The 17,346-nt window shown below is 38.0% G+C and carries 20 protein-coding genes; 15 read left to right on the top strand and 5 right to left on the bottom strand.

Annotated elements, in window-relative coordinates; all coding sequences use genetic code 11:
- On the top strand, nt 1–375 hold a 375-nt coding region (locus tag NHH15_RS14665; protein WP_262066647.1), incomplete at its 5' end, for an RNA-guided endonuclease InsQ/TnpB family protein.
- Here NHH15_RS14665 and NHH15_RS14660 read toward each other — a convergent pair.
- The gene (locus tag NHH15_RS14660) at nt 306–899 is read right to left on the bottom strand and encodes an MptD family putative ECF transporter S component (RefSeq protein ID WP_262067399.1); all 594 of its coding nucleotides are present in this window, start codon (nt 897–899) and stop codon (nt 306–308) included. The two genes, NHH15_RS14665 and NHH15_RS14660, sit on opposite strands and share 70 nt — an antisense overlap.
- A 259-nt stretch (nt 900–1,158) precedes the next feature.
- Nucleotides 1,159–2,106 carry a cation diffusion facilitator family transporter gene (locus NHH15_RS14655; RefSeq protein WP_262067398.1) on the bottom strand — a complete coding sequence of 316 codons (948 nt, stop codon included), beginning with the start codon at nt 2,104–2,106 and terminating at the stop codon, nt 1,159–1,161.
- Nucleotides 2,107–2,405: 299 nt separating this feature from the next.
- Here NHH15_RS14655 and NHH15_RS14650 point away from each other — a divergent pair, with 299 nt between their 5' ends.
- From NHH15_RS14650 to NHH15_RS14635, 4 genes are all read left to right on the top strand, one after another.
- Entirely contained in the window at nt 2,406–3,257 is an 852-nt protein-coding gene (locus tag NHH15_RS14650) for a SatD family protein (RefSeq protein ID WP_262067397.1), read from the top strand.
- Nucleotides 3,250–4,005 carry a DUF3307 domain-containing protein gene (locus NHH15_RS14645; RefSeq protein ID WP_262067396.1) on the top strand — a complete coding sequence of 252 codons (756 nt, stop codon included), beginning with the start codon at nt 3,250–3,252 and terminating at the stop codon, nt 4,003–4,005. Before NHH15_RS14650 ends, NHH15_RS14645 begins: the two co-directional genes overlap by 8 nt.
- Nucleotides 4,006–4,016: 11 nt before the next feature.
- A complete protein-coding gene (locus NHH15_RS14640; protein ID WP_262067395.1) occupies nt 4,017–4,832 on the top strand; it encodes a MerR family transcriptional regulator in 816 nt (271 codons plus the stop codon).
- 81 nt (nt 4,833–4,913) lie between these two features.
- Complete coding sequence (locus NHH15_RS14635; RefSeq protein ID WP_262067394.1) at nt 4,914–5,390, top strand: SAM-dependent methyltransferase; 477 nt, start codon at nt 4,914–4,916, stop codon at nt 5,388–5,390.
- Between the two features lie 68 nt (nt 5,391–5,458).
- On the opposite strand, the gene NHH15_RS14630 is transcribed toward NHH15_RS14635, so the two are convergent.
- The gene (locus tag NHH15_RS14630; RefSeq protein ID WP_262067393.1) at nt 5,459–6,160 is read right to left on the bottom strand and encodes an ATP-binding protein; all 702 of its coding nucleotides are present in this window, start codon (nt 6,158–6,160) and stop codon (nt 5,459–5,461) included.
- A 378-nt stretch (nt 6,161–6,538) separates the two neighbouring features.
- On the opposite strand from NHH15_RS14630, the gene NHH15_RS14625 reads away from it, so the two are divergent.
- The 6 genes from NHH15_RS14625 to NHH15_RS14600 all read left to right on the top strand — a co-directional run bounded on the left by NHH15_RS14625 (nt 6,539) and on the right by NHH15_RS14600 (nt 12,090).
- Nucleotides 6,539–7,411: a radical SAM protein gene (locus tag NHH15_RS14625; RefSeq protein WP_262067392.1), complete on the top strand. Its 873-nt coding sequence runs from the start codon at nt 6,539–6,541 to the stop codon at nt 7,409–7,411.
- Nucleotides 7,412–7,445: 34 nt separating this feature from the next.
- Nucleotides 7,446–8,456, top strand: a complete 1,011-nt coding sequence (locus NHH15_RS14620) for a coiled-coil domain-containing protein (RefSeq protein WP_262067391.1) — start codon at nt 7,446–7,448, stop codon at nt 8,454–8,456.
- Between the two features lie 129 nt (nt 8,457–8,585).
- Nucleotides 8,586–9,851: an ATP-binding protein gene (locus NHH15_RS14615; RefSeq protein ID WP_262067390.1), complete on the top strand. Its 1,266-nt coding sequence runs from the start codon at nt 8,586–8,588 to the stop codon at nt 9,849–9,851.
- Between the two features lie 117 nt (nt 9,852–9,968).
- A complete protein-coding gene (gene rfbA / locus NHH15_RS14610) occupies nt 9,969–10,865 on the top strand; it encodes a glucose-1-phosphate thymidylyltransferase RfbA (RefSeq protein WP_262067389.1) in 897 nt (298 codons plus the stop codon).
- A 374-nt stretch (nt 10,866–11,239) separates the two neighbouring features.
- The gene (locus NHH15_RS14605) at nt 11,240–11,686 is read left to right on the top strand and encodes a DUF3788 family protein (protein ID WP_262067388.1); all 447 of its coding nucleotides are present in this window, start codon (nt 11,240–11,242) and stop codon (nt 11,684–11,686) included.
- A 248-nt stretch (nt 11,687–11,934) separates the two neighbouring features.
- The gene (locus tag NHH15_RS14600; protein WP_262067387.1) at nt 11,935–12,090 is read left to right on the top strand and encodes a hypothetical protein; all 156 of its coding nucleotides are present in this window, start codon (nt 11,935–11,937) and stop codon (nt 12,088–12,090) included.
- Nucleotides 12,091–12,105: 15 nt separating this feature from the next.
- Here the strand turns inward: NHH15_RS14600 and NHH15_RS14595 are convergent, their stop codons facing one another.
- Nucleotides 12,106–13,119, bottom strand: a complete 1,014-nt coding sequence (locus NHH15_RS14595) for a helix-turn-helix transcriptional regulator (RefSeq protein ID WP_262067386.1) — start codon at nt 13,117–13,119, stop codon at nt 12,106–12,108.
- Nucleotides 13,120–13,268: 149 nt separating this feature from the next.
- Here NHH15_RS14595 and NHH15_RS15715 point away from each other — a divergent pair, with 149 nt between their 5' ends.
- From NHH15_RS15715 to NHH15_RS14575, 4 genes are read left to right on the top strand one after another with little or no spacing between them, the layout of a single operon-like run.
- A complete protein-coding gene (locus tag NHH15_RS15715) occupies nt 13,269–13,631 on the top strand; it encodes a hypothetical protein (RefSeq protein ID WP_330639262.1) in 363 nt (120 codons plus the stop codon).
- Complete coding sequence (locus NHH15_RS14585; protein ID WP_262067385.1) at nt 13,621–14,418, top strand: ABC transporter ATP-binding protein; 798 nt, start codon at nt 13,621–13,623, stop codon at nt 14,416–14,418. The genes NHH15_RS15715 and NHH15_RS14585 overlap by 11 nt, the downstream gene beginning before the upstream one ends.
- Nucleotides 14,412–15,638 (top strand): MFS transporter, encoded by a 1,227-nt coding sequence (locus NHH15_RS14580; protein WP_262067384.1) that lies wholly within the window; start codon nt 14,412–14,414, stop codon nt 15,636–15,638. Before NHH15_RS14585 ends, NHH15_RS14580 begins: the two co-directional genes overlap by 7 nt.
- Nucleotides 15,639–15,686: 48 nt before the next feature.
- Nucleotides 15,687–16,082: a PaaI family thioesterase gene (locus NHH15_RS14575; RefSeq protein WP_262067383.1), complete on the top strand. Its 396-nt coding sequence runs from the start codon at nt 15,687–15,689 to the stop codon at nt 16,080–16,082.
- A gap of 134 nt (nt 16,083–16,216) precedes the next feature.
- Here NHH15_RS14575 and NHH15_RS14570 read toward each other — a convergent pair whose 3' ends face one another.
- Nucleotides 16,217–17,191: an acyltransferase family protein gene (locus NHH15_RS14570; protein WP_262067382.1), complete on the bottom strand. Its 975-nt coding sequence runs from the start codon at nt 17,189–17,191 to the stop codon at nt 16,217–16,219.
- Nucleotides 17,192–17,346 lie beyond the last annotated feature (155 nt).

Raw genomic sequence — 17,346 nt, 5'->3', positions numbered from 1 at the left:
ACAAAGAATCAAAGAAAAGACTATCAACATAAGTTGAGTCTGGAACTGGCAAGGGAATATGATGTAGTCTGTGTAGAAGACTTAAACATGAAAAGCATGAGTAGGAGCCTCCATCTGGGAAAAGGGGTGATGGATAATGGATTTGGGAACTTCTGTAATCTCTTGGAATATAAACTGAGAGACAGGGGAAAGAAGCTCTTAAAAATCAATCGCTATTATCCTTCCAGTAAAACCTGTAGTAAATGCGGAAAAATAAAGAGGGAACTTTCCTTAGCAGAGAGAAGCTATCGATGTGAATGTGGGAATCAGTTAGACAGAGATGTAAATGCTGCAATCAATATCCGGGAAGAAGGAAAAAGAATGCTAAGTGCATGACTGTACGAAAATAAAAGAATACAAACCGTAGGGCATACGGGGATAGCCTGCAGATACTTATTCCATTGGGAATATTGAACAGGAAGCCCCCACTTCAGAATGATAGCATTCAAGTGGTGGGAGCATGTCACGTTGAATACTGCAAAGGAAAGCACATACATTGCTTTGGATTTGTATTTTCCTAAGTAGAGAATGAGCTCTGCGGCTAAAGCGGTAAGTGCAGCACAAACCATACTAAGCCAATAGCCGGAGCATGCAACCAAGGCGAAAAGTACACCGAGAATTAATACGGCTCCAAACTTATGAACCTTAAGATCACAAAGCATATACACAGTTCCACATATAACACCCACCGTAAGTGGTGAAATAATGTAAAGGATAGGAACCATTCCGGAGCCCATCACAATAATCAGCATCAGTACCAAATAAATTGCGCCGAAGGCACCTGCATAAATCAAATCCTTTGTTCGTAGCTTCTTGTCCTCGGTTACTTTTGTAGAAGTAACAATTGTTTTTTTACTCATAGTAATATTCCTTTCTTTCCTAAAAACTATAAAATGTTAATACAATCTATGTAGTGTATTGTAAGGGTATTCGTGGAAAAAGTCAATGAAAACGGGAGTCATTATCAAATGCATAAGGCCTAAGGAGGTTCTTTTTTCTTTACTTCCGAACACTATACTATTATATTTTTTCAAAGGGAGGATTTACAGAAGCGTTTATAGAACGGGCGGAAAAAAACGAAGTAGTAGAAATGGTAATCCAGCGAATAATGTGCGCGACTTATATTTTGTCGCGCACTGGATTTTTTTTACCATTCCATTTGTTTTTTAGTGAAGTCTTCCTATTTGTAATGTTATTCTTCATTGGATAAATATTGATGGTGCAGCGTGAAATATGAGGAAATTGCTGCATGAGATTATATTTTATACATTCTTTAATCTCGCTGGCTTCTGCGATTGACATTTCGCCATTTGCATAAATACCCACTTCTACGCGTATGGAATCAGCAGAATACTTACCTCGCACAGAGTGTATCGCCAGGACACCGTCTTGCGTAAGGAGGAGATTTTTGATTTCTTCAATTGTTTCATCATCAACTGCTTTATCGATTATTTTATGTGTTGCTTCCATAAAAATAGTGGAAGCAGTTTTTACAATAAATAAAGCGATGACAATGGAAGCAATCGGATCTAGAATTGGAAATCCCAGTCGTGCACCCAAGATACCCACAACACTGCCGATAGAGGCAAGGGCATCTGTACGCTGGTGCCATGCTTCTGCCAGCATAGCTTGTGAGTTTGTTTTTTTCGCAACACTGTGAATATACCAAAACATCCCCTCTTTTGTTAAAACTGCGAATATCGCTGTAATAAGAGCAAAGATTCCAGGAACTGATAAATGATTGTGAGTACCGGCGATAATCTTTTCAATACCACTAATCCCAATACTGAAACCGGCACTTAGTAGAATCATCGACATAATGATTGCAGTTATGCTTTCAATTTTCTCATAGCCATAGGGGTATTTTTTGTCTGGCTCTTTCGTTGAAACTTTTATCCCAATAAACATAACCAATGTACTAAAAACATCGGAAGCTGAATGAACTGCATCTGAGAGCAGAGCGGCTGAATGTGAAAGAGTTCCTGTGATAAACTTAATGATGGTTAAAAGGATATTACCGGCAAGATCAATAAAGGATACTTTTTTTAATTGCTTTTCTATATCCACGTTTACACCTCATTTCTAAAAAGTGAATTACAATATGCTAAGATAAGAGTAACGTAAAGTAGAAATGTTATCAATAAATCGAAAGCCGATTTAATGATAGTTCAGAGGTTGGTTATAATTCTAAAGTCAAATTATCCCGGCAGTAAGAGAAAATGTAATTCTGATTATAATTTTGCAACCGTATTTGGTTGCAAAACGAAAATGCAACCGCATATGGTTGCAAAACGAAAATGCAACCGTATATGGTTGCGTTTTGAGGAGAGATGAGATAATATAAAAGGAACGAGGGGGGAGATGTAATGGAGATGTATACATCATTGATTGTAGATATGGAAAATTCCAGAAAGTACGATTTAAAAAAGCGTAATCTGGTTCAAAACCATGTAATAGAGATTGTTGAGCAATTGAATTCTATCTTTCGGGAGTCGTTAAAGTTTGAGGTTACGTTTAGTGGCGGAGATGAATTGCAGGGGCTTTTTGAGGATACAACGGTAGCAGTCTTGTATTTGCGTCTGCTTAGCATACTTGTGATGCCACTAAGGATTAGAGCAGGTATTGGAGTTGGAGAATGGAATGTAAAAATAAGAGACGGTCTTTCGACACAGCAAGATGGACCCGTTTATCATCGGGCACGAGAAGCAATTATGGATGTGAAGAAAAAGCAGCTTCATAGTTATAGGATAAATTCAGGGGATAATGATGATTTCGCAAACTCTTTGCTAAACGCATCCGTACAATTACAGATAGAACAGGCACAAAAGCAAAACCTTACATTAACAATTATGGAACTACTCTATCCATTTCAGAAAAATCTGGAATTAAAGTTCACACAGAAGATGATTTGGAATTTACTGAATGAGAAAATAAAGTATAATAGCAAAATGGAAAATACGACGGCTCAGTCTGGGAAAGAAACAATGAATTTGAAGAATAACAGTTGTTTCGTTGAAGCGATACCAATAGATGGTGTGAATTTTGATGCAGAAAAAGCCATTGAAAAAAAGAATATGAGTACGAACATTGCAGCTATCTTAGGATCAAAGAGACAGAATGCAGATAAACTAATTAAAAGAGGACATATTTTATTGATTCGAAGCTTGGATTATACGGCACTTCAATTTATTGAAAGGACATATTCACAGCATGATTAATATGATTTTACTGATTTCACATATATTAGCAGATTTTTACTTTCAGACGAATCAAATAGTTAAAGGCAAATATAAAGGGGTACGTTGGATATTCATTCACTGTATGATTCATTTTGGTGTAATGCTTATAGTGACAGGTAGTGTGATAGATTCCGGAGAGTATAGGCGGCTTCTGTTTGCTTGCGTTAGTATTTGTGTGGTACACGGAGTTATTGATAGTATCAAGTGTAAAATTCTAAAAAGGGATCAAAATAGTAAATACCGACCAATGCTATTTCTGCTCGATCAGGCGTTACATGTAATTACAATTTTAATAGGTAGCACCGTTTTTGATTTGAAATTAGATGAAAATAACGGGATTCTTCAAAGTGTATTCAGTTTTGCATTAACACAAGAAGTTTTAGTAATCCTATTAGCAGTTCTGATATGCTGGCGACCGGCATCTTATTTTGTGGCAGAAGTATTTTCTGTTGTTTCAAGGAAATCTCAAAATGGGGATAGTACGGAGGATAATGAAATTCGCATTGGTTCATGGATTGGAATCTTGGAACGAGAGATTATTCTCCTCTTAGGGCTTATGCATCAATTTGGAGCGATTGGCCTTGTCCTTGCGGCAAAGAGTTTGGCACGTTATAAGCAGCTAGAGGATAAGGAATTTGCAGAACGCTATTTGGTTGGAACGCTAATCAGTACACTGGTTGCAATTCTGGCTGTTGTGATGTGCCAATATTTTAAGGTTGCAAATTAGAGAGGTGAGTAATGTTTAAGATAGGTGAATTTTCCAGATTAACACAGGTATCAATACGGATGCTAAGATATTACGATGAAGTAGGATTATTAAAGCCAGCCCGGATAGATTCGATTACGAATTACAGATCTTACGAAGCTTGGCAGATTCCGATTTTGAATAAGATTATATTTTTACGCAATTTAGGTTTTAATATAGCGGAGATAACAGAAGCACTGGAAGGGTGGAGTGATGAGTTTATCACGCAGGAGTTAGAGAGAAAGTGTCTGGAAGTCGAACAGGAAATCCAAGCAGAGCAAGAGAGATTGAAGAAAATTGAGTTAGCAAAAAAGGACATACAGAAAAAGAAAATCGAAATAAACTACAATGTTTCTATAAAAGCGATTCCCAGTTTTCAAGTGTTCTCATTAAGACGAAGAGTTCCGGATTATTATAGCGAAGGATTCTTATGGAAAGAGATGGCAAAATATGCCGGCGACCATAATCTTTCTATTTCCGAGCAAACGTTTACTATCTATCATGATCTCGATTACCGGGAGAAAGATGTAGATATTGAAATCTGTGCTCCTGTTGCGAAGATAGGAGAAGATGGAGATGGGTTTACATACCGCAGAACAGAGGCAATTCCGATTATGGCTTGTACCATGGTGTACGGTTCATTTGAGAATATAGCCGGTGCCTTTCTTACCTTTGCAGAATGGCTGCAAGAGCATAATCAATATGAAATGGCCGGGGCGAGCAGGCAAATCGTCCACCGGGGACAATGGAATGAAGAAGACCCAGAGAAATATTTAACAGAGATACAAGTACCTTTGCAAAAAAAGTGAGACACATAAGGTTGACTCTCACACGGTGTGAGGCTCTACAATGAACTTGGAATTGATAAACACAAAATGGAGGAAGCAAAGATGAGCAATTTTCAAGTACAGCAAGTAGGAGTATTTCAGGTGAATGAAGAAGGGATGTTTATTCAATTAGAGCCACAATATATCCTGGCACTACAGGGATTAGATGGGTTTAGTCACTTGAGTGTTCTCTGGTGGTTTAGTGATTTTGATCAAGAAGAAATGCGTCAGATTTATGAGACCCCACAACCGTATAAAGGGGCACCGGAAGTAATGGGAACCTTTGCAACGAGAGGTCCGATAAGACCCAATCCTTTGGCTCTTACAACGGTACAAATAATTTATGTAGATTATGAGAAAGGTCTTATTCAGATAGCATACACAGATGCAAATGATGGAACGCCGGTTCTTGATATTAAGCCTTATACACCAAGCAATGACCGCGTAGAAAATCCAGAGGTGCCAAAGTGGTGCAGTGACTGGCCAATGAGCTATGAGACTTCAGGAGAGTTTGACTGGGAAAGTGTTTTTAACTTTTAGCGAATAGGACATGAGAGAAATCCCCTTAGTGACGATGCAAAATACTAGTCTCTAAGGGGATTTTACAGTTAGCTTTCAAGAATATTGCCATCGGTAGAAATCGTGACTACTTGCCAGGGAATCATCTTGCCACTGTTCTTCAATGCTGTTATTACAGCGTTTTGAATACCTCCACAGCAAGGCACCTCCATGCGCACTACGGTTACAGATTTAATGTTATTGTTGCGAATGATTTCCGTTAATTTTTCACTGTAATCTCCATCATCCAATTTGGGGCAGCCAATTAATGTCACCTTATTATGCATGAATTTGTTATGAAAGTCTGCGTAGGCATAGGCAGTACAGTCAGCGGCGATTAGTAAATTAGCATTTTCAAAATAGGGGGCATTTATAGGAGCCAGCTTTATTTGAACAGGCCATTGTGTCAGCTGACTTTGAAGCGCTGTTTCTACGTGTGCAGCGGGAGTAGAATTACGTTGTATACTGCGTGCCTGTGAACCGGGACATCCGCCAGACGGTGGCGTTTTTCCCATCTTAGCCATTCGGGCGTGTACGGCTGCCTCATCATATGCGGCGGCTTCTCTGGTTTCAAACGAAATTGCATTGGTCGGACAGGTAGGCAGGCAATCTCCCAGGCCATCACAGTAGTCATCCCGTAAGAGCTTTGCCTTTCCCTCAACCATCCCAATAGCACCTTCATGACAGGCTTCGGCACAGATGCCACAACCATTACATTTGTCTTCATCAATCTTTATTATTTTACGAATCATATTTTTACCTCTCTTTTAACTTTGTGTTCGTATTCTACAATAGGAAACTAACAATGTATGTTGCAAATGCAACGTTTTTCGATGGACTTGGTTCGCTATGCCGAAATTATACGATTGATTTCACAAAACAAAAGTACTACCTATACAAAAGCAAGCAATGCAATAAACTTCTTTCATGATAGTACTTTAGAATGGTGGAAGCAGAATTGGTTTTGGTCGACAGGAGGGGCAGTTATGCCCTCTACTTTATTGCACAAAGAATGCTGAAAAGCACTTTGAAAAGGCTGGTATGATATAAGACCAAAAGCGAAAGTCCTTGACGAAACACGTTTACAAAAATATAATGATAACCAGTAGCGTGGGAGGTGACAAGGAACAATGAGATATGAAGGTGCTATATACCGACCGCCCAGCGAGGCAAGGAGTCTTATCATACAATTGACAATCGGATGTGCAAGGAACACCTGCACATTTTGCAGTATGTTCAAAGATAAGAAATTTAGAATAAGACCATTAGAAGACGTGATAGAAGATCTTGAGACAGCAAGAGAATACTATAAGAATGTAAAGGTAAGACGTGTGTTTTTGGCAGATGGGGATGCTCTCATCGTAAAAACAGAGGATTTGCTCTGCATTATCAACAAGATAAATGAGCTATTTCCGGAAGTGGAAAGGATATCAGCATATGGCGCACCGGCAGATGTTTTGGGGAAAACAGTGGATGAACTAAAGCAGCTTAGACAGGCCGGATTAGAAATGGTATATATGGGGGCTGAAAGTGGAGATGACGAGGTTTTAACCCGCATTAAGAAGGGTGTTACAGCAGAAGAAATTATTAAAGCTGGACAAAAACTCAAGAAATCGGGTATAATAACCTCTGTTACCTTTATTTCAGGATTAGGTGGCAGTGAACGACTTAACGAACATGCTCTTAATACAGCATATGTAATTAACAAGATGAATCCTGAGTATGTGGGCTTTTTAACTTTGATGCTGGAATCTGGCACTGAGTTATATGAACAGGTGAGACGTGGGGAGTTTCGATTATTAGAACTTGATGACATTATTACAGAGCTTAAGGTTTTAATTGAAAACATTGATTCTCCAGGAACTGTCTTCCGCTCAAATCATGCTTCTAATTACGTTCCTTTAAAAGGAACGTTTAATGAAGACCGCGATGAGATGTTAAAGGATCTTCGGGAAGTGATGGAGAGCGGTAGCTATAAACCAGAAAAATTCAGAGGTTTATAGACTGGTCTTTGCTACACGAGAGGAAATATAAATTATGAAAAGTGGAACAAGTTTTTTCAAGTCTTTAGGGGCTATCCTGTTGACAGGAGTGTTAGTAATGTGTACACCAACTGTAGGACATGCAACAGAGCTGGAGGAAAAGGCAGACAGTCTGAGTAATCAGTTGAAGGATTTGGAAAAAGAATTATCCCAGACAACAGCTTCGATTAATAATGTTGTAGATGAAATTGAAGAACAAAAGATGAATCTATTGAATGCTGAGGATAATAAAGATAAGCAGTACGATGATATGAAGCTGCGAATTAAATACATGTATGAAAACGGAACATCATCTATGCTTCAGATTCTTTTGGAATCTAATAGCATTGCTTCTCTGGAAGCTAATATTGAATATATTAAGGTGATTACGGAGTATGACAACGAAATGCTTCAAAAATATCGTGAGGCGTATCGGGATGTAGAAGCAAAGAGTGGTGAACTTCAAGGAAAACGTACAGAGCTTGCAGAACTGCAGACAAGCTTGGAAAAGAAGATTTCTGGTGTTCAGACGGCTTTAACGGATACAAAAAGTGAAATTGAGAAGGAACAAAAAGCAGCACTAGAAGCAGAGCTTGCGAAAGCGAAAGCATTGGCTGAGGCAGCTTCTCCAAGTGCGCCCAATACAGATAATGTAGTTGCGGAAAACAATCCATCAGAATCAAACCCGGAACCAAGTCCTGCACCGGAACAGCCGCCAACTGCGCCAAGTCCAGGAGGATCTGGTACAGAAATGCTGTACACCTTAGACGAATTTCTGTTTAGTGGACGAATTTATTGGAACGAATATGAGTTCACTTATTATTCCCAGAGTGTGCTACCGGGAGGTGGGTTAAGTATCCCAGGACGCCACGTAAATGCAGACGGCTATGTATCGGATGGTGATGGCTACATATGTTTGGCAGGATCCGCAGATAAAGGAACGGTATATGATACTCCTTTTGGTTATCAGGGTAAGATTTATGACAGAGGAACCAGTGGAAATCACCTAGATGTGTATATAAGATAATTGTGCAAGTGCAATGAAAAATGCAACGTAGTCTTTTCGTTGCAAAGTGCAACGAAAAATGCAACGCAAGCTTTTGCGTTGCATTTTTTGTCGGTGTTTGTTACTATACTGATAAAGGAAGGTATTGGTATGATGAAACGAGAAACAAAAAATTTAGAATATAAAGAAGATATTTCTAACACCTTTTTGAAGACAGTCAGTGCGTATGCAAATTATGGTGAAGGAAAAATAATATTTGGAATAAATGATGAAGGTATTGTGGTAGGGCTTGAAGGTGATTTGGAACAGGTATGCCTAAATATAGAAAATAAAATTAATGATAGTTTGAAACCTACTCCTAAATATGATTTAGAAATTAGAAAAAAAGAAAAACTAGTAGAACTGCAAGTTTATGAGGGTGAAAATAAGCCATTTTTGTATAGAAATAAAGCATATAGAAGAGCAGATTCGGCAACGGTTGAAGTGGATCGCTTGGAGTATAATAGATTGATCTTAGAAGGAATAAATCGTGATTATGAAGAATTACCATCAAATAATCAAAGTTTAAAATTTCAAAGGTTTGAAGCAGAAATGGTTAAAAAGCTAGATATTAGCAGATTGAGTGAAGATATAATGAAAACTCTTAACTTATATTCCAATCGAAATGGATATAATAAAGCGGCAGAACTATTAGCAGATCGAAATGACTATTTAGGGTTAGATATCGTTCGTTTTGGAAATAATATTGATGAATTTAGAGAGAGAGTAAGTTTAGATAATATTTCTGTACTGGAACAATATGAAAAAGCGGTTCAAATGTATCGTAAGTATTATCAATATGAAATAGTTGATGGTGTTGAAAGACAAATTGTTGAAAAAATTCCTGAAAAGGCTTTTCGTGAGGTCTTAGCAAATAGTATTGTACATAGGGAATGGGATATAAATTCTTCAATTAGAATATTGATGCATGAAGATAAGATTGAAATTGCATCCCCGGGAGGGTTGCCGACGGAGTTGTCAAAAGAGGAATATTTAAATGGACAAATATCGATTTTAAGGAATCCGATTCTAGGGAACATATTCTTTAGACTGGGATATATTGAAAAATTTGGTACAGGAATAAGAAGAATAAACCAAGCCTATGAACAAAGTATTATGAAACCTAAATATAGTGTTTTTGAAAATTCTCTTTTAGTGGTCCTACCTATTTTTAGCAAAAAAATAGAGATGTTAAAATTTACAGAACAACAAATATATAGTCTTCTACAAGAACATCAAGAGTTGACAAGGCTAGAAATAGAAGAAAAGACAGATATGAATAAAGATAAGGTTATTAGGATATTAAATGGATTGATTAAGAAAACCATCATTAAAAAAGTAGGGGTGGGAAAAGGGACAAGGTACAGATTGATTTAACAAAAATTCATGATGCTATTCTCGAAAAAGGGCTATACCTTGAAGAAACCCCAATAAAATGGTATAATCTTCTGATATTGTTGAGTTTTGTAAATTAAACACAGGAGGTTTACGAAAATGAAAGGGATTATTTTAGCAGGAGGAAGTGGAACACGTTTGTACCCACTTACTATGGTTACGTCTAAACAATTATTACCTATATATGATAAACCAATGATTTACTATCCGCTATCCGTTCTTATGAATGCGGGGATACGGGAGATACTAATCATTTCAACTCCTCAAGACCTACCAAGGTTTGAGGAATTATTAGGAGATGGGCATCAATATGGCATTCAGCTTGAGTATGCGGTTCAGCCAAGTCCAGATGGTTTGGCACAGGCATTTATTATCGGAGCAGATTTTATTGGTGATGATTCTGTTGCAATGGTGTTAGGGGATAATATTTTTGCAGGACATGGGCTAAAGAAACGTTTGGCACAGGCATGTAAAAATGCAGAGGAATTAAAGAAAGCAACAGTATTCGGTTATTATGTTGATGATCCGGAGCGCTTTGGAATTGTTGAATTTGATAACCATGGGAAAGCAATCTCTATTGAAGAAAAACCAGAAAAACCAAAAAGCAATTACTGTGTAACCGGTCTATACTTCTATGATAACAAAGTAGTGGAGTATGCAAAGGATTTAAAGCCAGGAGCAAGAGGCGAGTTAGAGATAACAGATATTAACCGTATGTATCTGGAAGCAGGAAATTTAAATGTAGAGCTTCTGGGACAAGGATTTACCTGGCTGGATACAGGAACTCATGAAAGTTTGGCAGAAGCTACAAACTTTGTAAAGACAATTGAAGAGCATCAGCATAGAAAGATTGCATGTTTAGAAGAGATTGCATACTTGAATGGTTGGATTGACAAAGAAGAGATACTAAGAGTTTACGAAGTATTAAAGAAAAATCAATACGGTCAATACATCAAAGATGTATTGGATGGAAAATACAAAGAAAATTTATATTAGACAAAGTAAAACCACAGCAGATAGGGGGAGGCCTAAAAGCTGTGGTTTAGTTATTTTAATATTTTCATAAAAAATAACACTTTGTTAGAAGTGAACCAACCGGTCTCTGTTTCCATGTATGATAAGTTGTGGTCTGCTACTATTTGGGTGACCCCCTTGCTGCCGGTTAAGCAAACAGTGCTTCATGCCTACCTAAAAGAAAGCAGTGGCTAATACAAGGAGTACAACAAAAATTAGGATAGGTAGTTTTCTTTTTAAGATGTTTTTAGGATGAGAAAAAAATTAGCAGTTCTATTGCTGGAGAAATGTAAAATGTCGAAACTAAAACTAAAGTTTATATGCTTTTTGCACAAAAAAACAGTGAGGTGTTTTAGATGACAGATAAAAAACGATTTACCGAAAAAACCAATCAACCGACGGAAGAGTCGGTCCAACTTTTTATGGGTGATAATGCTTGGAAACGCCTAATGCGTTTTGAAGAAATGTTACGGGAGAGGTATGCGTTAAATCGCGAAATGAGATTTCCTTTTGGTAATGCAGATGGGTGGGGATTTCGATATTCTCATAAAAAGTCATTGTTGCTGTATGTATTTTTTGAGGAAGACGGTTTTTGTTGTACCATTTCGATTAACGATGCTGGAGCGAAGAAGGTAGAAGCTATGTTGGAGGATTTACTACCTGAAATACAAACAATCTGGATAAACCGCTATCCCTGTGGTGCTTCAGGTGGTTGGATTCATTATTCCGTTGTGAATGATGACGAATTATCGGATCTTATCCGACTGATAGGTGTTAAGGTAAAGCCACAAATTAATCCGTAGGAGTAATTGCTTCTAATGCCGCGCCTTTTGCATGGATAAGGGCTGTGTCGAATATCGGGCAGCATCTGTTAGAACCTGTGCGCTTTTAGCCCAGTCACCACTTTCCTGATATTTAAGTAAAGAAACAACGTACATCACTATTTGGAAAAAAGAGATAGTGGAGTCACGCATATTGGAATAGTATTAAAAACATGTTATCCTCTCAATAATAGGTATTAATATTGTAAAAAATAAAGGAGGTATGAGTTATGACACCATTGGTAAATATAAAGAACGGAAATGATAAAAAGGATGAAGAAAAGATTTGTGAGGCATTGGATAAAGGAATTGATGATATGGAAGCTGGAAATACAATATCTCATGAAGATGCTATGACTATTATAAGAGAAAGAACTTTAGTATAGCAAACGAATTTATACTTATTTAAGAACGCCCCTCTTCCCACGCCGATACTTCAGCGGCGACATCCCATAAAAATTCTTGAATTCACGGGAAAAATTCCCACTGTGCTGATAGCCCGTTTTCTTGGCAATCTCATGAATACTGAGATCTGTGGTAATTAGCATATTTGCAGCTCGGGTCATACGAACCGAGAGAGAATATGCACCAATCGGTGTATGGTAATAATGAGAAAATCCGGCTTTAAGTTTTTGCTCATTCAATAATACCGTTTCACTAAGTTCTGCTATGGTTGGTGGATTATTAGCTTCATCGGTAAGAATATCGTGAGCTTTTTGCAATGCCTTTATATCAGAAGGTGTCAGACTAATTAAGCGGTCTTTTCCAATGGATACTTTCCCGTAATCCAGTTGATAGCTGAATGCATTGTCTGGAGACAGCCCAATAGTATTGGTCAAAATCGCAAGGCTTTCTAAAATCATGCTTTCTAAGTACAGGGCAGACAGTGCCTGTTGCTGAGAAAGGGAAGTCAGTTTTTCGAGAATTCTTATAATTTCTTCCGGCAGATAAGAGTAAACATAATTCTTAGGGAAGTCGGAGAGTTTTATAGCGCTTGGGAATTGTTTCGAAATAATATCGGTAAAATAAGGCTCATAGATAGTGATTTCAATTCCATGGTAATGCTGTCCCTTTTTCCAATGCTGAACTCCTTTTACCGTGTCTTCAATTACAAAAAAGGAAGACGGTGTCGTGTGTGAGACGTCCTTGCCATCCAACTGAAATTCCGTTTTTCCTTCTAAAAATGTCCCAAACTTCATAAGAGTATAATTGTGAGAAAAGGAGAGTGAAAAGTCTTCTGGAATTGTATAGTCTGCGATACCAAGGTCATAATAGCCCGGGCGTTGATAAAGGAATAAAAATCCTGATTCCGGTCGTTTCAGATTCCGATACAGAGTCATGTTCTTGTGCTGTTCTGGTGCAAATACGAGGTTTTCCAATACTTGAGTACGAAAAGCATATAAATCATTTTTCATAAAAGCCTCCTATTGATAATAACAATCATAATCGCTGTAAATTGTATCATATTTGATGCGTGTCTTGCAATTCCATTCTTAGATTCGTATAATAAACCCGTTACGTTAGCATCTGCTAACTCAAGAAGAAGGAAGATAGGGAGAAAAAAATGTTTAAAAACAGAGTAAAAAAAACAATTAGTATTCTGGCAGTAAGTGCTTTAGCAATGGGACTTTTTACAGGATGTGGAGCAGCCGGAGCAAATGCCGGTGACGCGAAGGAAGAGGAAAGTGCAGGCACGATAGTTGTAAAGGATGTGAAACAAGAGGTAGAGATACCGGCTGAGCCAAAAAGAATCGTGGATTTAAGTGGAAATAGTGATATGTTAGAGATTCTTGGATATGACGTGGTGGGTACGGCAAATTCAGACGCTTCTCCGCTGGAAATTCCAGTTGGAATTCCTTTGGCATTAATCGGAGTACCGTATTTTATATTTCTCATGTGGAAAGAGGGAAGAAAGAATGGACAATAAACAGATAGAAGTGAAAAATCTTAAGGTAGGGTACGATGAAATCACTGTAATGGAAGAGATGAATCTGGCCATACCAAAAGGTAGAATCAGCATCATAATCGGACCCAACGGATGCGGGAAATCCACCTTACTAAAGACGATTTCCAGAATCCTAAAGCCGGCAGAAGGAGAAGTATTGCTGGATGGAAAATCCATTGCAAGACGTGCACCAAAAGAGGTGGCGAAACGCATGGCAGTACTGCCTCAGTCGCCAACGGCTCCGGGAGATTTACTGGTGAAGGAGTTGGTGGGATATGGCCGTTTTCCTTACCAAAAGCCTATGAGTGGGTTTTCAAAAGAAGACATCGAAATCGTGAACTGGGCAATGGAAGCAACTGGGATTTCCGAATTTGCCAACCGTTCCGTTGCAGCACTTTCGGGCGGACAGAGGCAGCGCGTCTGGATTGCGATGGCTCTTGCTCAGAAAACGGATATCTTGGTTTTGGATGAACCGACGACTTATTTGGACATGGCGAATCAACTGGAGATTTTAACACTGTTAAAAAGGATGAATCACGAAATGAGCATTACAATCTTAATTGTAATGCATGAATTAAACAATGCAATTAAGTTTGCAGACTATATCGTTGGTATGAAGAGTGGGAAGCTTCTGTTTAATGGAATTCCGAAAGAGGTGATTACTGAGAAAAACCTGCGGGATTTATTTGATATTGAGGCAAGTATTCAGATGGATGAGACGAACACCTTTCCGATTTGTACCAATTATGAGTTGATAGAAGGATGCTAGGGAAAAATTTTAATATTCTTTTACTGGGTCAGATTATTTCCCTATTGGGAAATGGGGTTCAAAGGTTTGCACTTTCCCTCTATATTTTAGACTTAACGGGAAGTGGGCGTGTCTTTTCGGCAGTATTGGCAATATCCATGATTCCTTACGTACTTCTTGCGCCTCTTGCAGGGGAAATGGCGGATCATTTTGACCGTAAAAAGAACATGATAGTTTTGGATTTTATTAGCGCCGCACTTTGCCTTGTATTCGTCTGTCTGACTCATATGGAAACCGGTTCGGTTTTTTATGCCGGGATTTTAATCTTTCTTTTGTCTGTGATTGCCTGTCTTTATAGTCCTTCGGTTACGGCTTCGATTCCACAGGTGGTTGGGAAAGAACAATTGTTAAGAGCCAATGCGCTGGTGACTCAGGTAAGCTCTTTGGCAAACTTTATTGGTCCGATTATTGCAGGAATCCTTTATGGAAATATAGGAATTGCAGGAATTGTAATGATAAATGGAATCTCCTTTTTTCTATCCGCAATTATGGAATTGTTTTTGAAATTGCCGGATCGAAGGACGAAGAAAAGCAAATATCTATTGAAGTTTAAAGAAGGTTTTAGAGGGATGTATCATACAGCCAAGGAGCTTCACAAGAAGACACCGGTTGTCCTTGCGATTATTTCATCCTATGGATTATACAATATTTTGATTTACCCTGTTATATCTGTATTTACTCCTTACTACATTCGAATTGTGCTTGGAATGTCGGCAACGTTGTATGGAGTACTGGAGGGAGTGATGCTCTTTGGAATGCTTTTTGGCAGTGTTTTATTGGCAGTATTTCCTACGAGATTTCAAATTCAATCTATAAAGCGTATTCTATTCTTGATGCCTACATCCGTTTTATTGATAGCGGGTATGACAGTGGTATTAAAAGGTGGATTTGGACAAAGTATATTTTTGGCATTGTGTGGAGCAATCATTATGTTTGCTTTAGGATTGTCCAATGTAATGACTCTTTCTTATATCCAAAGGGTGGTGGCAGTAGATTCTCTTGGAAGAACCAGTGCACTTAGTACAGCAGTTGCCACGATGACGATACCAATCGGCCAGCTGCTATTTGGCTGGGTGATGGATTCCAAAGTTCCGGTCTTTATCTGGTTGCTACCGGTTGCTTTACTCTGTTTTGCAGTATCTTACAGATTGGGAAAACGACTTGCCCTATGCCATGAATAGAATAATGTGTTATTATGAGTGGGAAAAGTTAGGAAGGGAGAATCAAAAATGGATTTTAAAGAACTGGCAGAAAAGAGAAATAGCGACATCCCCTTTGCTCAGGATTTAGGGATTAAGATAACGGATATTTCCGAAGGAAGTGCAAAAGGTGAAATGGAGATTCAGGAAAGACATTTTAATTATGTGCAGTCTGTTCATGGAGGATGTCTGTTTTCCTTAGCAGATACTATTGCAGGATCAGCAGTTGCTTCATTTGGCAAAAGGATTACAACGGTTTCGGCAGATATGAATTATTTTGCACCTATGATGGGAACAGGAACATTATATGCCGAAGCAAAGGTGATAAAAGGCGGTAAGACCATATCGGTTTCAGAAGTGAATCTCTATGATCAAGGGCGTAAGCATTTGGCAAAAGGAACCTTTACCTTTTTTACTTTATCTTAAATAAAAGAGTCCTATTTTATCTCACGAAGTACAGAGTAACAGCGAGATAAAGCAGGGCTCTTTTTGTTCTTCCTTTTTCCATAAATATTACGTGATTGCAGCATTGATTTACAAGTTCTAAATCCAATATTGTTCTAAGATATTTTTTTAATCATGGTTGTAAAGATTGGGAGTGAAAATAGAAGAGTAAGGGAGACACAAAAGAGCAGCAAAAGCAGAGTCTCAACTGGAGTAGAGACTTCATGCAGGATTGTGGTTTTATATTTAAAGAAGTTGTAAACGAACCCATGAAAGATGTAGATGGCAAGGGTACGCTGGCCAATGGTGCTTAGATAGCTCTGCCTTCGTGATACAATTCCAAGTAAGGAATAGATGATGATGAGACTAAATAGATAACAGATGCTTCTTGCCAGAAGTCCTTCCAGACTCGTTTGTTTTAGGAAGCTATAGTTATATCGCCCGTAAAACACCTTGGGAGAGAGTGTGGTATTATTTGCAAAGATACTTAGTCCGACTGTCGCAACGGAAAAAATAGTAACACTTAAAATACGTATTTTTTTCTGACGAAAGAAGGTAAGATTCTCTTCTGTAAACCAACGCCCCAATAGAAAAAAAGGAAAAAATACCAGCATTCTGGGAAGGGTCAAGAAATTGCTTTTTATTCCGGATAATCCAATTAAAAGCCCTCCTGTTATTGCCAGTATAAGAATAAGTGGACGGTATTTTTTTATATCTGGAACGAGACGCCAAACAAAGAGGCATACCAGATACCACAGTGAAAATTTAGGATATAAAAGATAGAGTCCCGTTGACACATTCAGTAAATATGTATAGTAAAAATAATAAATAATTTCGAGTACAAGATAAGGAAGTAAAATTGATTTAACCAATACTGTAATAGGGAAATCCTTTTTTGAAAAATAACCGGATATAAAAACAAAGGCGGGAACATGAAAAGAGTAAATAAACCACTTGATAGAAGTGAGTATAGCATTGTTTTTATAGTTTAAGTCCAGAAAATGTCCGGTTACAATTAGAAAAATCAATATTCCCCGGTAATTGTCAAAAAGGTATTCTCGTTCTTTTTTATTTGAAACTTGTGTACTCATAATAGAATCCATCTCCATTTAACTTTTTCAGAGATAGTTTACTATAGAGAGAGTCATTTGTCTATGGATGACATTTTTAACAAAAACATCAAGAATTCTCCTTCCTCTATAGGGAGTGAGATGAATTGATTTACTTGCCTGTCGGCAATGAAAAA

The sequence above is a fragment of the Aequitasia blattaphilus genome (assembly GCF_024721305.1).
In the GTDB taxonomy this organism is placed as follows: Bacteria; Bacillota; Clostridia; order Lachnospirales; family Lachnospiraceae; genus Aequitasia; species Aequitasia blattaphila.
The sequence above is the reverse complement of the archived record's forward strand: the minus strand, read 5'-3'. Positions and strand labels throughout refer to the sequence as shown.

Excerpts from the sequence above, each read along its gene's own strand:
- NHH15_RS14640 (WP_262067395.1), top strand. The coding sequence starts at position 4,017 with ATGTTTAAGATAGGTGAATTTTCCAGATTAACACAGGTATCAATACGG.
- NHH15_RS15715 (WP_330639262.1), top strand. The coding sequence starts at position 13,269 with ATGTTTAAAAACAGAGTAAAAAAAACAATTAGTATTCTGGCAGTAAGT.
- NHH15_RS14630 (WP_262067393.1), bottom strand. The coding sequence starts at position 6,160 with ATGATTCGTAAAATAATAAAGATTGATGAAGACAAATGTAATGGTTGT.
- NHH15_RS14660 (WP_262067399.1), bottom strand. The coding sequence starts at position 899 with ATGAGTAAAAAAACAATTGTTACTTCTACAAAAGTAACCGAGGACAAG.
- NHH15_RS14580 (WP_262067384.1), top strand. The coding sequence starts at position 14,412 with ATGCTAGGGAAAAATTTTAATATTCTTTTACTGGGTCAGATTATTTCC.
- NHH15_RS14615 (WP_262067390.1), top strand. The coding sequence starts at position 8,586 with ATGATGAAACGAGAAACAAAAAATTTAGAATATAAAGAAGATATTTCT.
- NHH15_RS14635 (WP_262067394.1), top strand. The coding sequence starts at position 4,914 with ATGAGCAATTTTCAAGTACAGCAAGTAGGAGTATTTCAGGTGAATGAA.
- NHH15_RS14625 (WP_262067392.1), top strand. The coding sequence starts at position 6,539 with ATGAGATATGAAGGTGCTATATACCGACCGCCCAGCGAGGCAAGGAGT.
- NHH15_RS14650 (WP_262067397.1), top strand. The coding sequence starts at position 2,406 with ATGGAGATGTATACATCATTGATTGTAGATATGGAAAATTCCAGAAAG.
- NHH15_RS14595 (WP_262067386.1), bottom strand. The coding sequence starts at position 13,119 with ATGAAAAATGATTTATATGCTTTTCGTACTCAAGTATTGGAAAACCTC.
- NHH15_RS14585 (WP_262067385.1), top strand. The coding sequence starts at position 13,621 with ATGGACAATAAACAGATAGAAGTGAAAAATCTTAAGGTAGGGTACGAT.
- NHH15_RS14645 (WP_262067396.1), top strand. The coding sequence starts at position 3,250 with ATGATTAATATGATTTTACTGATTTCACATATATTAGCAGATTTTTAC.
- rfbA (WP_262067389.1), top strand. The coding sequence starts at position 9,969 with ATGAAAGGGATTATTTTAGCAGGAGGAAGTGGAACACGTTTGTACCCA.
- NHH15_RS14570 (WP_262067382.1), bottom strand. The coding sequence starts at position 17,191 with ATGAGTACACAAGTTTCAAATAAAAAAGAACGAGAATACCTTTTTGAC.
- NHH15_RS14620 (WP_262067391.1), top strand. The coding sequence starts at position 7,446 with ATGAAAAGTGGAACAAGTTTTTTCAAGTCTTTAGGGGCTATCCTGTTG.
- NHH15_RS14575 (WP_262067383.1), top strand. The coding sequence starts at position 15,687 with ATGGATTTTAAAGAACTGGCAGAAAAGAGAAATAGCGACATCCCCTTT.
- NHH15_RS14600 (WP_262067387.1), top strand. The coding sequence starts at position 11,935 with ATGACACCATTGGTAAATATAAAGAACGGAAATGATAAAAAGGATGAA.
- NHH15_RS14605 (WP_262067388.1), top strand. The coding sequence starts at position 11,240 with ATGACAGATAAAAAACGATTTACCGAAAAAACCAATCAACCGACGGAA.